At 65.1% G+C, this 14,015-nt stretch carries 15 protein-coding genes and 1 tRNA gene; 14 read left to right on the forward strand and 2 right to left on the reverse strand.

Going from position 1 to position 14,015, the window contains the following annotated elements:
- A partial coding sequence (locus IQ782_RS20660; RefSeq protein ID WP_240989448.1) for a UDP binding domain-containing protein occupies positions 1–206 on the forward strand: 206 nt, incomplete at its 5' end.
- 70 nt (positions 207–276) lie between these two features.
- On the opposite strand, the gene IQ782_RS20665 is transcribed toward IQ782_RS20660, so the two are convergent.
- Positions 277–2,721, reverse strand: coding sequence for a right-handed parallel beta-helix repeat-containing protein (locus IQ782_RS20665; RefSeq protein WP_194136570.1), 2,445 nt, complete (start codon positions 2,719–2,721; stop codon positions 277–279).
- Positions 2,722–3,349: 628 nt separating this feature from the next.
- Here IQ782_RS20665 and IQ782_RS20670 point away from each other — a divergent pair.
- The 10 genes from IQ782_RS20670 to IQ782_RS20715 all read left to right on the forward strand — a co-directional run bounded on the left by IQ782_RS20670 (position 3,350) and on the right by IQ782_RS20715 (position 11,207).
- The gene (locus tag IQ782_RS20670; RefSeq protein ID WP_194136571.1) at positions 3,350–3,529 is read left to right on the forward strand and encodes a hypothetical protein; all 180 of its coding nucleotides are present in this window, start codon (positions 3,350–3,352) and stop codon (positions 3,527–3,529) included.
- A 15-nt stretch (positions 3,530–3,544) separates the two neighbouring features.
- On the forward strand, positions 3,545–4,738 hold the full coding sequence (locus tag IQ782_RS20675; RefSeq protein WP_194136572.1) for a glycosyltransferase: 1,194 nt from the start codon (positions 3,545–3,547) through the stop codon (positions 4,736–4,738).
- Positions 4,735–5,979 (forward strand): glycosyltransferase family 4 protein, encoded by a 1,245-nt coding sequence (locus IQ782_RS20680; protein ID WP_194136573.1) that lies wholly within the window; start codon positions 4,735–4,737, stop codon positions 5,977–5,979. Before IQ782_RS20675 ends, IQ782_RS20680 begins: the two co-directional genes overlap by 4 nt.
- A 1-nt stretch (position 5,980) precedes the next feature.
- Complete coding sequence (locus IQ782_RS20685; RefSeq protein ID WP_194136574.1) at positions 5,981–6,883, forward strand: sulfotransferase family protein; 903 nt, start codon at positions 5,981–5,983, stop codon at positions 6,881–6,883.
- A gap of 128 nt (positions 6,884–7,011) precedes the next feature.
- A tRNA-Cys gene (locus IQ782_RS20690) sits at positions 7,012–7,085 on the forward strand.
- A gap of 315 nt (positions 7,086–7,400) precedes the next feature.
- Complete coding sequence (rutA, locus tag IQ782_RS20695; RefSeq protein WP_194136575.1) at positions 7,401–8,486, forward strand: pyrimidine utilization protein A; 1,086 nt, start codon at positions 7,401–7,403, stop codon at positions 8,484–8,486.
- Between the two features lie 8 nt (positions 8,487–8,494).
- Positions 8,495–9,190 (forward strand): isochorismatase family protein, encoded by a 696-nt coding sequence (locus IQ782_RS20700; RefSeq protein WP_194136576.1) that lies wholly within the window; start codon positions 8,495–8,497, stop codon positions 9,188–9,190.
- Positions 9,183–9,569 (forward strand): pyrimidine utilization protein C, encoded by a 387-nt coding sequence (rutC, locus tag IQ782_RS20705; RefSeq protein ID WP_194136577.1) that lies wholly within the window; start codon positions 9,183–9,185, stop codon positions 9,567–9,569. Before IQ782_RS20700 ends, rutC begins: the two co-directional genes overlap by 8 nt.
- Complete coding sequence (gene rutD, locus IQ782_RS20710; protein ID WP_194136578.1) at positions 9,566–10,333, forward strand: pyrimidine utilization protein D; 768 nt, start codon at positions 9,566–9,568, stop codon at positions 10,331–10,333. Before rutC ends, rutD begins: the two co-directional genes overlap by 4 nt.
- An 85-nt stretch (positions 10,334–10,418) precedes the next feature.
- Positions 10,419–11,207 (forward strand): aldolase, encoded by a 789-nt coding sequence (locus IQ782_RS20715; RefSeq protein WP_194136579.1) that lies wholly within the window; start codon positions 10,419–10,421, stop codon positions 11,205–11,207.
- Positions 11,208–11,219: 12 nt separating this feature from the next.
- On the opposite strand, the gene IQ782_RS20720 is transcribed toward IQ782_RS20715, so the two are convergent.
- Positions 11,220–12,014, reverse strand: coding sequence for a DeoR/GlpR family DNA-binding transcription regulator (locus IQ782_RS20720; protein WP_194136580.1), 795 nt, complete (start codon positions 12,012–12,014; stop codon positions 11,220–11,222).
- Between the two features lie 265 nt (positions 12,015–12,279).
- On the opposite strand from IQ782_RS20720, the gene IQ782_RS20725 reads away from it, so the two are divergent.
- The 3 genes from IQ782_RS20725 to IQ782_RS20735 all read left to right on the forward strand — a co-directional run bounded on the left by IQ782_RS20725 (position 12,280) and on the right by IQ782_RS20735 (position 13,936).
- Positions 12,280–12,633: a hypothetical protein gene (locus IQ782_RS20725; protein WP_194136581.1), complete on the forward strand. Its 354-nt coding sequence runs from the start codon at positions 12,280–12,282 to the stop codon at positions 12,631–12,633.
- A 125-nt stretch (positions 12,634–12,758) separates the two neighbouring features.
- Entirely contained in the window at positions 12,759–13,322 is a 564-nt protein-coding gene (locus tag IQ782_RS20730) for a copper chaperone PCu(A)C (RefSeq protein WP_194136582.1), read from the forward strand.
- Positions 13,323–13,333: 11 nt separating this feature from the next.
- Entirely contained in the window at positions 13,334–13,936 is a 603-nt protein-coding gene (locus IQ782_RS20735; protein ID WP_194136583.1) for an SCO family protein, read from the forward strand.
- The last annotated feature ends 79 nt before the right edge of the window (positions 13,937–14,015 follow it).

Below are 14,015 nucleotides of genomic sequence, written 5' to 3' on the forward strand. Positions count from 1 at the left end.
CCTATGCCGCCGCCGCGGGTGCCGACCTGCTGGTGATCCTCACCGAGTGGAACGAGTTCCGCGCGCTCGATCTCAAGGCGCTTGCCAAGGGCATGACGACCCCGCGGATGGCCGACCTGCGCAACATCTACACCTACGAGGACGCGCTGGCGGCGGGCTTCAGCGATTACGAGAGCGTCGGGCGCGGTGATCGCGCCAGTGCCTGACAAGGCAAACCGGGCGGCGCGTCTGACGCGCCGCCCGGTCCGGGCCTTCCAGAGACTCCGCGGGTGCGGATCAAGAGAGCAGCGAGTCGCTCGGCATGAACTCGAGCGCGTCGATGCGCAGCGGTTCGCTGCCGCCATCGCCGTAGCCCGCGAGCACGATCTCGTCGCCTGCTTCGATCTCGACGTCCGAGATGAGGTGGCGGGTGAGCGTGTTCTTGTTCGCAAGGCTGTCGCCGAGGTCGGCATCCCAGTGCCAGGAATCGACCACTTCGCCGTTGACCCGGACCTCGAGGTAGGAAACCCCGTCGTTCTCGTCGAAGTAGTCGACGCCCACGTCATAGGTGCCGCTCTGGCCATCGAAGGTGGTCGAGGCCTCTGCAACGCCGAGCGCTTTCAGCACCTGGCCACCGGACGCCGCCTTGATGTCCGCAACCGCGAAACCGCGCTTGGAAGAGGTGTCGAACACGAAGGATTCCGCCTCGATGAACAGCCACTCCGCGCCGTTCGCCGGAGCATGCTCGACGGCACCGTCCAGCACATCGGTCATCTCGAGATCGAGGCTGTCGATGCGCATCGGCTCGCCGCCGTCGTTGACGCCCTGCAGGGTGATCACGTCGCCAGCCGTCAGCTCGAGGCCTTCGATCAGCTTGGTGGTCTTGGTCCCAGCGTCGGCGTAGGCGCTGCCCAGTTCCGCGTCCCAGTCCCAGCTCGCCACTGCTTCACCGTTGACCAGCACGGTCAGGCTGCTGACCCCGTCGTTCTCGTCGAAGTAGTTGACGTTGAGGCTGTAGACACCGGCATCGCCGTCGAAGTCATAGGACGCCGTCTGCAGGCTGTCGGTCGCGTTCTGGATGACCGCGCCGCCCGAGGCCGGGCCGATGTTCTTCACGACAAAGCCGTCGGAAAGGTTGAGGTTCTCGGCCTCGACAGAGATCACCGTGCCGATCGCGTCGATGTTTCCGGTGCCGGTGTCCGTTCCGGTGTCCGTTCCGGTGTCCGTGCCAGTATCCGTGTCCGCGAGATCCGCGGTCATTTCGAAGCTGACATTGTCGATGCGCAGCGGTTCGCTGCCGTCCCGCACGCCCTGCAGCGTGACGACGTCGCCATCCTGCAGTTCGAGACCTTCGATCACCTTGGCGGTCAGGGTCGACTTGTTGGCAAAGGCACTGCCAAGCTCTGCATCCCAGTCCCAGCTCGCGACTTGCTTGCCGTTGACCAGAACGGCCATCGAGCTGACGCCATCGTTCTCGTCGTAGTAGTTGACGGTCAGGCTGTAGACACCGGCGCCGCCGTCAAAGGTCAGCGATGCGCTCTGCTCGGCGTCCGAGGTGCTTTGGATGACCTTGCCTTCCGATGCGCTCATCAGGTTCTTCACAGCGAAGCCGTTTGACAGCTCGAAGTCCTCGGCCTCGACGGTGATCACCGTGCCGACCGTACCGGTTGCGCCGCTGTTGCCGCCGTTGCCGCTGTCGCCGCCGATGATGGTCTCATTGCCGCCATCGGTGATGTCGCTGCCATCGGTGACGTCTTCCAGATCGCCGACCACATCCGTGAACCCGTCGAGGAGGCCGTTGATGTAGTCTTCGATGTTGCTGTAGCCGTCGCCGTCGGCGTCCTTGTTTGCATCCGCGACGCTGGCGTTCGAACCGATCACCTGCTCGTAGAAGTCGGGGATACCGTCGCCGTCGGAGTCTTTCAACGCAGCGGTGGCGGTGTAGTCGCCGTAGCCGCCGACGTCGCTCGGCGAGTCGATGATCGCGCCGGTGCCGTTGATCACCGTGTCCACGATGCGCTGGTCGATCTCGCTCAGTTCGCCGCCGATGCGTGCGCCGACATTGGACAGGACCCAGTCGAGCGCCTCGGCCGAGGTCAGCACCTCGGTGGTCGCCGGATCGAAGACGAAGTCGGATACGATCTGCGAGGTGTTGGTGCCGCCCACTTTGCCCACGTTGTCCGAAACGTAGTAGGAGGCTGCGCTGGTGTTGTCGAGGAAGCGGATGGCTTCGCGGCCGTCCGAATCCTTGCCCTTGATGAAGACGTTGCCGATCACGTGCACGGTCGAAGCTTCCGCGACGACGAGGCCTTCGTTGCCGAAGTTGTAGATGACGTTGTTGATGAACTCGATGTTCTTCGCGTCATCCTTGATCAGCGCGTTGCGGAACTGGTTGCTGACCAGCAGGTTGCCGATGACGCTGACGTTCGAGCTGCTATCGCCGATCAGCATCCCCATGGAGTGATCCCCCTTGGGGTGCAGCGAGTCCTGCAGCGCCTCGGCGACGATGTTGTTCGAGATCGTGATGTTGCTCGGCGAGCCCCAGGTCGCGACGTTCTCGTCGATCGACCAGGTCAGCGAGTTGCTGTCGATGATGACATGCTCGACCGTGTTGCCGTCCTTGCCAATCGAAATGCCGTCGCGGCCATCGGGTTTCTGTCCGTCGGCGTCGTCGCCCGGACGAATGTTCATGCCGCGGATGATCACGTTGCTTTCAACCACGCGAAGGCGGGCGCCGGTCACGGTGATCCCCCCAGGCGCAGTTTGCCCGGCCACCGTAACGTCTCCGTTAATTTGGATCTGATCTTTCAGATCGATTTGTCCGCCAACTTCGAAAACCACAATGCGGGGGCCGTCCAGATCTTCGAGAGCCCAGCGAAGCGAACCTTCCCCGGAGTCGTTCAGATTTGTAACTTTAACAACTTCACCACCACGGCCGCCTGTCGCGCCTGCACCAAACCCCTGCGCTCCCTCAAACGCGAGAAGTTCCGAATTATTGTCCACCATTATGTGACTTAGTCCCGATTAGTTGCTTGATGTTGTGTCTGAGTAGTTCCTCTGCAGTGGCCATCGGATACTCGGACGACCCTCGGGACGCATGCCGTATGAAACTTTACCTAGGGGTACTGGGTGAAATTCCGCCGACTGAATATGGGTGGACCTTTGCCGGCGCGCGGTTGGCGCAGGTGCAAAGCTGTTGCTGATTTTGGAATTAAGGCAAAATCTGGGCGCGGTATCGGGCCGACTTTTGGCGCGATCTTCCATAGATGGTTAAGTTTTCACAGATTTTGTACGTTAACGTTAAGTTAATTATCTACAATGAACACGATTTGTATCGTCTGGCGAAAGGCAAGAAATTGCCGAGCCCTCGATGCCCAAAAAATGGGCGCGTGTAGAGTTTGCGCTGTTCGGTGCAGAGCGGCTGCGGCATAATCACCGCGAGCAGCGTATGCTGCCCATGCGGCAACGGTCGATTTTGACCGAATCGACGCTGTCTCCCGGCGTGCCGCGTTTCGCCGATTCTATAAATTTACGTCAAATTGTTTCTTAATTATGTGGATTACCCATGCGACAGATCAGTCTGCTTGCCCTGACGAAGTCGACCGGAGGCATAGCTCTCTACAACAAATTGCTTCTGACGGAGCTTCGGCGGATCGGGGTGCGCTCGCACACTCTTTGCCTTTCTGAAAACTCCGAGGCCTATGCGGCAGACCTCAACCGGCGCGGGCTCGGAGCGGAGCCGGTCGATATGGCGCGCTACAGCATCGATCTCGGGGGCGATGCCCGGGTGCTGCGCCGGGTCATTGCCGCCAGCCGCGAACAGGATGCGGACGTCATCGTCTGCCATGGCAGCAAGTCCGGCTTCATCGGGCGCGCTGCCGGCCGGATCACCGGGCGGCCGGTGGTCTACCGGCAGGCCTCCATGCCGTTTCAACGCCGGGTACAGGGGGCCAAGGCACCGCTTTACTGGGCGCTCGATTTCGCCGCGCGCGGCTTTGGCGGACATGTGGTCACGCTGACCGACGCCGCGCGCCAGGAAACGCTGAAGGCCAGGCTGATGCCGCCCGAGCGGGTGAGCGTGATCCGCACCGGCGTGGATGTGGAGCGATTTCGCCCCGCAGCCGACCGCGCCGAGGCGCGGCGGGTGATGGGGCTGGATCCTGACCGGCCGGTGGTCGGCTGGATGGGGCGCATCGAGCCGCAGAAGGCTCCGCTCGACTATGTCGAGGCGCTGCGCGATCTGGTTGCCCGATACCCCCATGTCCAATTCGTTCTGGCAGGTGAAGGCCGCCTCCAACCCGAGGTGGAGCATGCGCTTGCCGTCGCTGGGCTCGCCGGCGCCGTGCGGATGCTTGGATGGCAATCCGATCCGGTCGCGGCGCTTCAGGCCTTTGATGTCTACGTGCTGAGTTCGCATTGGGAAGGGCTGCCGATCACCCTGCTCGAGGCGATGGCCTGCGGGTGCTGCTGCATTTCCACCGACGTGGATGGGTGTTCCGACGCCCTGGAAGACGGTGTGAGCGGCCGCCTTGTGGGCGCGGGCGACACGGCGGGTCTGGCGCGGGCGTTGAACAGCGTGTTGCACGATCCCGACCTGCGCAACCGCTATGCCAGCGCCGGGCGGCACCGCGCCGTGACGCTCTTTGACAAGGAGACGATGGTGGCCAAATGGGTCGAACTGCTGTCGAAGCTGACCGCGGGCAGGGCGCCCCTGCCGGTTTCCGGAACGGCGGAAGCGGCATCGGAGGGCGGGCAATGACCCAGGGCAGCACGTTTTCCCTCAGCCGAACGCGCGGCTTGGCGCAGCCCGCCGCGACCCGGCCGTTGCGGATCTGCATGATCATCTCGTCCTATCATCCGATCGTCGGTGGTGCCGAGAAACAGGTGGCGCAGTTGGCCGGCCTGATGATCGGGCAGGGGCACGAGGTCTATATCCTCACCCGGCGCTATCCGGGGCTGCCCGCGGAAGAGACGCTGGACGGGGTGAAGATCCGGCGCATCACCATGCGCAAACCGGCGCAGGGCATGGGCTTCATAGTTGGTGCTGCACGTATGGTGCGCGCGCTGAACCCCGACGTGATCCACTGTCACTCGCTCTTTTCGCCGGCGCTGGCAGGGGCGCTCGGCAAACGCTGGACCGGGGCGCCGCTGCTGGCCAAGCCGATGTGCGGCGGCGAGGCGAGCAAGATCGCCAACAAACCTCTCGGGCGCCAGCGGCTGGCCTACCTGGCGCGCTCGGTCGATCGCTTCCCGATGGTGAGCCGCGAGATCGAGAGCGAGCTTGCCGGGCTCGGCGTTCCTGCGGCGAAGCTGCGTTTCATCCCGAACGGCGTGGACGGCGCGCGCTTCTGCCCGCCCAGGAGCCAGGTCGAGAAGGACAAGCTGCGGCTGAGTCTGGGCTTGCCATCCGGTCCGCTCTTTCTGTTTGCCGGGCGGCTCGCGGTGCAGAAGCGCCTGCCGCTGTTGCTCGAGGCCTGGTCGGATGTCCGCGCCCGCATACCGCAGGCAACTCTGGCTATCGCCGGGGCCAACCGTGCCTCGGACGCAGGCTACCAGGCAACCTTTGGCAAGAGCGACGAGATCCCGGAGGCGCTGCTGCAACAGCCGGGCGTGCGGATGCTGGGTCACGTGGCCGACATGCCCAATTTGCTGCGGGCGGTCGATGTCTTCGTGCTGCCCTCGGCGCGCGAAGGTCTCTCCAACGCCTTGCTCGAAGCGTGTGCCTCCGGTCTGGCCTGTATCACCGCCCGCACCGGCGGGGCGGTGGACTTCATGGTCGATGGCGAGAACGGGCTGCTGTTCGACGTCGACGACCGCCGGGCTCTGGCCATCGCGCTGGAGACTTTGGCAGGTGACGCCGAGATGCGGGCACGGCTTGGCGCGGCTGCGCTCCGCACGGTCGCCGAAAGCTACGAGATCCGCCAGACTGCGACCTCGCTGCTGGGACAATACCTCGAATTGGGGGCCGGCGCGCGCGCCGCAGCCGCCGGGAGAATGTGAGATGAGCGATACGTCCCCGATCTTCATTCTTGGGCTGCAACGCGGCGGCACCAACCAGATGCTGAACGCCCTGCGCTCGCACCCCGACACGGTCTGGCCGGACGGCGAGATGCACGAGGTGCTGCGCCCGAGGCCCGCACTCGGCGCCGACACGCTGCGAACACTGGCGGGATACCTGCCCACAGCATTGCGCAGCGGCGACATCCTGAACCCGCGGCAGGCTCCGGGCCCGTTGCGCCCGCGCGATCGGGCCTGGATTGCCAGTGAGCTGGCCCGCGCCACCGCTCGCAACCTTCCCGAGGTCCGACGTTACAAGCGCGCGCTGGCGGCGCAGGGGCTGGGGCCGAGCCTGCTTTCGGGGCGGAACCGGATGGTGGTGAAGGTGATGAATTACAATATCGGCCTCGCCACCGAACTTGACCGGATCTACCCCGGTGCGCGGTTCATCGGGCTGGTGCGTGATCCCTACGGCATCTGCGAGAGCATGATGGCGCGCGGCGCGGACCCGGCCAAGATCCTGCCGCTCTACCGGTATTTCGGCGAAACGCTGCTGCGGCTCGAGGCGCGGGGTCTGCCGCTGAAAGTGGTGCGGCTCGAAGACATGGTCACCGACTTCCGCAAGACCGTGGACGAGGTCTTCAACCTGTGCGGGCTGGAAACCGGGGTGACGCAAGGGCTGTGCCTGCAAACCAAGAAGCGGATCACCGACGCGCAGGGCCGCGTGGTGGGCACGCGCAAGGTCGACACGTTCCACGCCTTTGAGCACGCCAACGGGCACATGCGCGAGGACGTCAACGAGATGGCCCGCGCCAGCCTCGCGCCCGAGGTCGCCGGCATGATCCAGAAGAACTGCGCGGCGATCATGGAGCGCTTCGGCTATCTTGCGCCGAAGGCCCTCGGCTGAGCCGGCGGCGGGGCCGGGCGCGTTGCCCGGCCCCGCGTGCCCTTTGGCACCTTGCGGGCTCTGCATGCTCAAGACCGGATATCTGCTTGACGGCACTCCGCAAGGAACTTAATGAGTGCCACACCCCCGGCGAGTTGGCGGAGTGGTGACGCAGCGGATTGCAAATCCGTGTACAGGAGTTCGATTCTCCTACTCGCCTCCAAATTCCCTACAAATCAAGTCACCACAGAGGTGCGGGCTCTTGTCCGGCGCTGATCTTGGCAGGTGGCGTGTTGATCCTCGGCGACCCTGGCGGACCTCATGGACCGCCGCGCGCCGGCGCGCAAAACGTGGGATTCCCATACATAATTTGATGAACTTCTGACGTGCAGCGGTGCGAACGCCCGCATCTTCAGCACCGCCGTGTTTCAGGGCGCGGAAAACGCAGAAGTTAATTTTACCGTTTGGTAAAAAAATATCTCCTGACCTCAGACGGCCTTCGCGCCGCATGTCACCTGTCCGACAAAAGAGGTCATTCATGGAAATCGGGGTGTTTCTTCCCATCGGAAACAACGGCTGGCTCATCTCCGAGACCGCGCCGCAGTACAAGCCGAGCTTCGAGCTCAACAAGCAGATCACCATGAGCGCCGAGAAGCACGGGCTCGACTTCGTGCTCACCATGATCAAGCTGCGCGGCTTCGGCGGAAAGACGGAGTTCTGGGACCACAACCTGGAAAGCTTCACGCTGATGGCCGGGCTTGCCGCCTGCACCAGCAAGATCAGGCTCTATGCAACCGCCGCCTCGCTGGTGATGCCGCCAGCGATCGTGGCGCGGATGGCGGCGACGATCGATTCCATCTCGAACGGCCGCTTCGGGGTGAACCTGGTAACCGGCTGGCAAAAGCCCGAGTACAGCCAGATGGGCATGTGGCCGGGCGACGCTTTCTTCGGCACGCGCTACAAATACCTCGGGGAATATGCGCAGGTGCTGCGCGATCTCTGGGAGACCGGCAAGAGCGATCTCAAGGGCGAATTCTTCCAGATGGAGGACTGCCGCCTCAGCCCGCGGCCGCAGGCGGACATGAAGGTGATCTGCGCCGGCTCGTCGGACGCCGGCATGGAGTTCTCGGCGCAATATGCCGACTACAACTTCTGCTTCGGCAAGGGTGTGAACACGCCCAAGGCCTTTGCCCCCAACGCAGAGCGCCTGAAGGAAGCCACCGCCAAGACCGGGCGCGACGTATCGACCTACGCGCTCTTCATGATCATCGCCGACGAGAGCGACGAGAAGGCCCGCGCCAAGTGGGAGCGCTACAAAGAGGGCGCCGACCAGGAGGCGCTGTCCTGGCTCGGTCTGCAGAGCGCGGCCGACAAGACCTCGGGCACCGACACCAACGTGCGGCAGATGTCCGACCCGGTCTCGGCGGTGAACATCAACATGGGCACATTGGTCGGGTCCTACGAGAGCGTCGCGCGGATGCTCGATGAAGTGGCAGAGGTTCCCGGCACGGGCGGCGTTCTGCTGACCTTCGACGATTTCGTGGTGGGGGTCGAGGATTTCGGCTCCAAGATCCAGCCGCTTATGGCCTGCCGCAAGGCGGTTCAGGTCGCCGAACCCGCATGAGGACCGAGATGGAAGTTGCCGCACAACCCGAAGCCTTCGGCTTCGACCCCGCCACCACCGCGCTGATCGTGGTGGACATGCAGAACGCCTATGCCAGCAAGGGAGGCTACATCGACCTTGCTGGTTTCGACATCTCCGGCGCGCGCTCCTGCATCGAGAACATCGCCAAGGTGACGCAGGCCTGCCGCGACGCGGGTGTCTTGGTCACCTTCCTGCAGAACGGCTGGGACGCGGCCTATGTCGAGGCGGGCGGGCCTGACTCGCCGAACGTCAAGAAGTCGAACGCGATCAAGACGATGAAGAAGCGCCCCGAGCTCTGGGGCCAGCTGCTGGCGAAGGGCGGCTGGGACTACGACCTGATCGACGAGCTGGTGCCGCAGGAGGGTGACCTGCTGATCCCCAAGCCGCGCTACTCGGGCTTCTTCAACTCCTACCTCGACAGCGCCCTGCGCTCGCGCGGGATCCGCACGCTGGTCTTCACCGGCATCGCCACCAACGTCTGCGTGGAAAGCTCGCTGCGCGACGCCTTCCATCTCGAGTACCACTGCCTGATGCTCGAGGATGCGACCAACGCCGTCGGGCCCGACTACATCCAGAAGGCGACGGTCTTCAACGTCGCGACCTTCTTCGGCTGGGTCGCCAAGACCGACGACTTCTGCGCCGCGCTCATCTCCAAGGAAGCAAAGGAACTTTCGAATGCCTAAGACTCCCGTGATCCCCGAAGGCACCGGCAAGCCGCTCGCACCCTACCTGCCGGGCGTGCTGGCCGACGGGGTTGTGTACGTGTCGGGCACGTTGCCCTTCGACAAGGAAAACAACGTCGTGCACGTGGGCGACGCGAAGGCTCAGACCAAGCACGTGCTGGAGACCATCAAGTCGGTGATCGAGACCGCCAGCGGCACGATGGATGACGTGGTGATGAACCACATCTTCGTCACCGACTGGGCCAACTACGGCGCGGTGAACGAGGTTTATGCGACCTACTTCCCGGGTGACAAGCCGGCGCGCTACTGCATCCAGTGCGGCCTGGTGAAGCCCGACGCATTGGTCGAGATCGCCACGGTCGCGGTGATCAAGGGATGAAATTCACTCATCTCAAGTGCGGGCGCGAGGGCGCCCGCACGCTTGTGCTGTGCTCGGGGCTGGGCGGCGCGCAGGGCTACTGGGCGCCGCATCTCGACGCGCTCAGACCGGTCTTCGACCTCATTCTCTACGACCAGCGCGGCACCGGGGCGAATGCGTGCAGCCTCGGGCCGACCTCCATCGCCGAAATGGCGGACGACGTGCTTGAGGTCTGTGAGTCCGCGGGTGTCAAAAGCTTCGACCTGATGGGCCATGCGCTTGGTGGCCTTGTCGGTTTCGATCTGGCCGCGCGTACGGACCGCCGCGTCGGGCGCGTCGTCGCGATCAACGCCTGGCCAGAGATCGACGCGCATACCGCGCGCTGTTTCGACCTCCGGCTGGCGACGCTGGCGGGGCAGGGATTGGCGGCCTTTGCCGCGTTGCAGATGAACTTCCTCTACCCGCCGTTCTGGATCGCGGCCTTCCCCGAGAAGATCGCCGCCGAGGAGGCGCACGCGGTGGCGCATTTCCAGGGGGCCGAGACCATCACCCATCGCATCAATGCGCTGCGCGATTTCCGCCTGCCGAGTATTGCGGATGGCGCGGACATCCTGCTCATCGCCAGCAGGGACGATGCGCTGGTCGATGTGGCCCAATCCGAGCGGTTGGCAGCGCGTATTCCCGGCGCAAGGCTCGCGGTTTTCGACCAGGGCGGCCACGCGATGAACCTGACGAAGCGCGAAGCCTTCGAGGCCGAGGTGTTGCCGTTCCTCGCCGCGGCGTGAGCGCAGGGCCTGCGTCCGAAACCCCGCTGGACGATCCCCGCGGGGTTTCCCACGCTCGCGCCTGACGAAACGGAAAGGACACGGCATGGCCCACGAGATGCACAAACCCGCCGCCCCGGCGCCGCGGCGCAACGTCGATCTGGATACCGACGCGATCCGGCAGGCGCGGGTCGACCTCGCCGCGACCCTGCGCATGGCGGCGCGCTACGGGCTGGAAGAAGGCATCTGCAACCATTTCTCGGCCGTGGTGCCGGGCCATCCCGATCTCTTCCTCGTCAATCGGTTGGGAGACGCCTTCGCCGAGGCGACAGCCTCCAGTCTGCTGATCTGCGATTTCGATGGCCACGTGCTGGCGGGCGAGGGGGAACCCGAGGCCACCGCCTTCTACATCCACGCCAGGCTGCACAAGCGTCATCCGCGTGTCGGCGCAGCCTTCCATACCCACATGCCCAACGCCACCGCGCTCACCATGATCGAGGGGGCGCCACTGGTCTGGGCCGGGCAGACCGCGCTGAAATTCTACGGGCGCACCGTGGTGGACGAAGTCTACAACGGGCTCGCGCTCGACAACGCCGAGGGTGACCGCATCGCCGAAGCGATGGGTGTCGCGGACATCGTCTTCATGCGCAACCACGGCGTCATGGTCTCCGCGCCCAATATCGCAGAGGCCTGGGACGATCTTTATTACCTTGAGCGCGCCGCCGAGGTGCAACTCAAGGCGATGAGCTCGGGCCGACCGCTGATCCCGGTGGCAAGGGACCTCGCCGAGAAGACCGCGAGGCTGATGCGCGAGGGCGACCCGGAAAGCGCGCGCATGCATCTCGAGAGCATCAAGCGTCAGCTCGACGTGGTGTCACCGGGTTTCCGCGACTAGGCGGGGCAGGGCTCAGGCGACGATCACCTCGACCCCGGCGGCGGCCAGCGCGCTGGCCAGCGGTGCCTCGGGCGCAGCATCGGTGACCAGCGTGTCGACCTGTTTCAGCGCCGCCACCTGCACCAGCGCGGGCAGACCGAACTTGCTGCTGTCGGCCAGCACCACGCAGCGCCCGGCACGGGCGGCAAAGGTGCGCTTCATCTCGGCATCCTCGATGCAAAGATCAAAGATGCCCTCCTCGGAGATCGCGGCAACGCCAAGGAAAACCGTGTCGAACCACAGTTTTCCGGCCTGTTCCATCGCCACCGGACCGACCAGCGACATCGCGGCGGGGCGCATCCTGCCACCAAGCATGTAGACCTCGGCCCGCGTCTCGAGTGCCGCGATCCGCAGGTTGTTGGTGAAAATGCGCCGCCGAGCATCGCCGACCATCAGGCGCGCCAGTTCCAGAACGGTTGTACCGACGTCGAGCGCTACGACTTCGCTTGGCCGGGTCAGCGTCAGCGCCCGCCGCGCGATCTGCGCCTTGGCCCCGGCGTTGCGGGTCCGCGGCTCGGAGAAGGCGGGGGCAGGTACCGGCTCGGGCAGCCCGCCGTCGCCCAGGATCGCGCCGCCATGGGTGCGGCGCAGGTCGCCGCGCTCCTCCAACTCGCGCAGGTCGCGCCGCACGGTCATCTCGGACACGCCGAAATGACCCGCCAGATCGACCGAGGACATGAAGCCGGTCTTGCGGACCATCTGCGCAATGCGGTCCTTGCGGACCTCGCCCATCATGCGGGGCGGGGGGGCTTGCTTTTCGGCGGTCATGGTCTGTCTGGCGCAGCCGCTGCCGGGCACTGTCGCGAAGAGCTTGGGCAGGGCAGGCGCGTGCCTCCTTGGGGCAGGGACGTCGGACGGGCGCGATACGCGCGAAAGCCGGACGCCGGTAATTCAACCTTAGCACAAACAGACATAAGCGAACAAAAGATAACGAATTGTGAAGCGCCGTTGGTGGTGGTGGTGATCGCGCCGGTTGCGCATGCGACGCGACGTCCCTTTCCAAGCGCGTCGGAAAACCGTTACTGATCACAGCATGATCCGCGCGCGCGCCCAACGCCTGTCCCTATGTGTCGTCATCCTCGTGGTGGCGCTGGCCAGCGTCGTCTTCGCGGCGCGCATGGCCCCGGACGAGGTCTCCGGCGCGCGGCTTGAGGGCTATCTCGCCATGGGCGGCACGCTTGCCGACCTCTGCGCCGAGGAGGGCCCGCATCACGGCCATCACTGCCCGGTCTGCAACCTGCTGCCCGAGACGCCGGAGTCCCGCCTGCCGATCGCGACGACGCGCTTGGATTCCCGCTTTCACCTGGGCGGGCAAGGCGATCTCGGCCTGCCGCCGCAGCGGGGCCACATGCGAGGCGCTCCGCGCGCGCCCCCGGCGCTGGCCTGACAAGAGGCCGCGGCGCGCCACGCCGCCTGGCCAACCTTGCCAAACTTGCCGCCGGGCGCAGAGCCCGGACCCATGTTTTCGCGCTGGCAGCGGTGCGTCCGCGCGCGCGACGGAGGAGACCCAATATGAAGACCACCCTGATCACTGCACTCGGGCTTGCCCTTGCAACCGCCACGGGCGGCCATGCCGATCACGAGCACGCAGACCACAGCACGGCGCCCGGCCAGCACATGCTGGCCCATGCCGGGAGCGCCGAGACCGTCTACGAACTCGGGGCGCTGCACATCGAGTCCCCTTTCGCGCGCGCCAGCCTTCCGAACCAGCCCGTCGGCGGCGGATTTTTCACCGTCACCAACACCGGCACCGAGGACGACCGCCTGATCGAGGCACGTGTCGCGCCAGAGCTGGCTGATCACCTGGAGATCCACGAGATGGCCATGGACGGGCAGGTGATGAAGATGCGCGAGTTGTCCGAGGGGCTGCCGATCCCGGCGGGCGCAACGGTCGAGCTCAAGCCCGGCAGCTACCATCTGATGATGATGGGGCTCAAGCAGCCGCTGGTCGAGGGCGAGAGCGTGACCATCTCGTTGACCTTCGAGAAGGCGGGCACGATCGAGGTGCCGCTGGCCATTGGCGCGCCCAACGCCAAGGGCGCGGCACCGCACGCACATATGTCCCACGGCAACTGAGGAGCGCAGACGTGAGCAAGCAAGGCATCACCGCCATCCGCATCGCGCTCTGGGGTCTGGTTCTGCTGGCCCTCGTTGCCCTGCTCTGGGTTCGGGTCATCGCCCCGCGGCTGGAGCAGGATGTGACGGCCTCGCTCGGGCGGGGGGACTACCATCTGACCGCCACCGACGGCAGCGCCTTCACCGAGAGCAGCCTGAAGGGCGCGCCCTCGGCCGTCTTCTTCGGCTTCACCCATTGTCCCGAGGTCTGCCCGACGACGCTGGGCGACATCGCCACATGGCAGGAAGGCCTCGGCGAGGCCGGCAAGATGCTCCGTGTCTTCTTCGTCACCGTCGATCCCGAACGCGACACGCCCGAGCAGCTTGCGCAATATGTCTCCTGGGTGCCCGGCGTGCTGGGTGTATCGGGGGACCGCGCAGAGATGGACAAGGCGATCAAGGCCTTCCGCATCTACGCCCGCCGCGTGGCGCTGGATGACGGCGGCTACACGATGGACCATTCGGCCATGGTGCTGCTCTTTGACGAAAAGGGCGACTATGCCGGGCTGATCAACTACCAGGAAGATTACGACCGCGCACTCGGCAAGCTGCGCGGCCTGGTTGGCGCGTCCTGAGCCGCGGCCGTCAAAAGCCGCCGGTTGGCAAGGGCTTGCCGATGTCTCGGCAGGCCCTTGCCGAGGCATTCGGCGCGGG

It is taken from the genome of Salipiger mangrovisoli (genome assembly GCF_015223355.1).
In the GTDB taxonomy this organism is placed as follows: Bacteria; Pseudomonadota; Alphaproteobacteria; order Rhodobacterales; family Rhodobacteraceae; genus Salipiger; species Salipiger mangrovisoli.

Coding starts and splice junctions, on each gene's coding strand:
- IQ782_RS20670 (WP_194136571.1), top strand. CDS start 3,350: ATGCCCAAAAAATGGGCGCGTGTAGAGTTTGCGCTGTTCGGTGCAGAG.
- IQ782_RS20675 (WP_194136572.1), top strand. CDS start 3,545: ATGCGACAGATCAGTCTGCTTGCCCTGACGAAGTCGACCGGAGGCATA.
- IQ782_RS20680 (WP_194136573.1), top strand. CDS start 4,735: ATGACCCAGGGCAGCACGTTTTCCCTCAGCCGAACGCGCGGCTTGGCG.
- IQ782_RS20685 (WP_194136574.1), top strand. CDS start 5,981: ATGAGCGATACGTCCCCGATCTTCATTCTTGGGCTGCAACGCGGCGGC.
- rutA (WP_194136575.1), top strand. CDS start 7,401: ATGGAAATCGGGGTGTTTCTTCCCATCGGAAACAACGGCTGGCTCATC.
- IQ782_RS20700 (WP_194136576.1), top strand. CDS start 8,495: ATGGAAGTTGCCGCACAACCCGAAGCCTTCGGCTTCGACCCCGCCACC.
- rutC (WP_194136577.1), top strand. CDS start 9,183: ATGCCTAAGACTCCCGTGATCCCCGAAGGCACCGGCAAGCCGCTCGCA.
- rutD (WP_194136578.1), top strand. CDS start 9,566: ATGAAATTCACTCATCTCAAGTGCGGGCGCGAGGGCGCCCGCACGCTT.
- IQ782_RS20715 (WP_194136579.1), top strand. CDS start 10,419: ATGGCCCACGAGATGCACAAACCCGCCGCCCCGGCGCCGCGGCGCAAC.
- IQ782_RS20720 (WP_194136580.1), bottom strand. CDS start 12,014: ATGACCGCCGAAAAGCAAGCCCCCCCGCCCCGCATGATGGGCGAGGTC.
- IQ782_RS20725 (WP_194136581.1), top strand. CDS start 12,280: ATGATCCGCGCGCGCGCCCAACGCCTGTCCCTATGTGTCGTCATCCTC.
- IQ782_RS20730 (WP_194136582.1), top strand. CDS start 12,759: ATGAAGACCACCCTGATCACTGCACTCGGGCTTGCCCTTGCAACCGCC.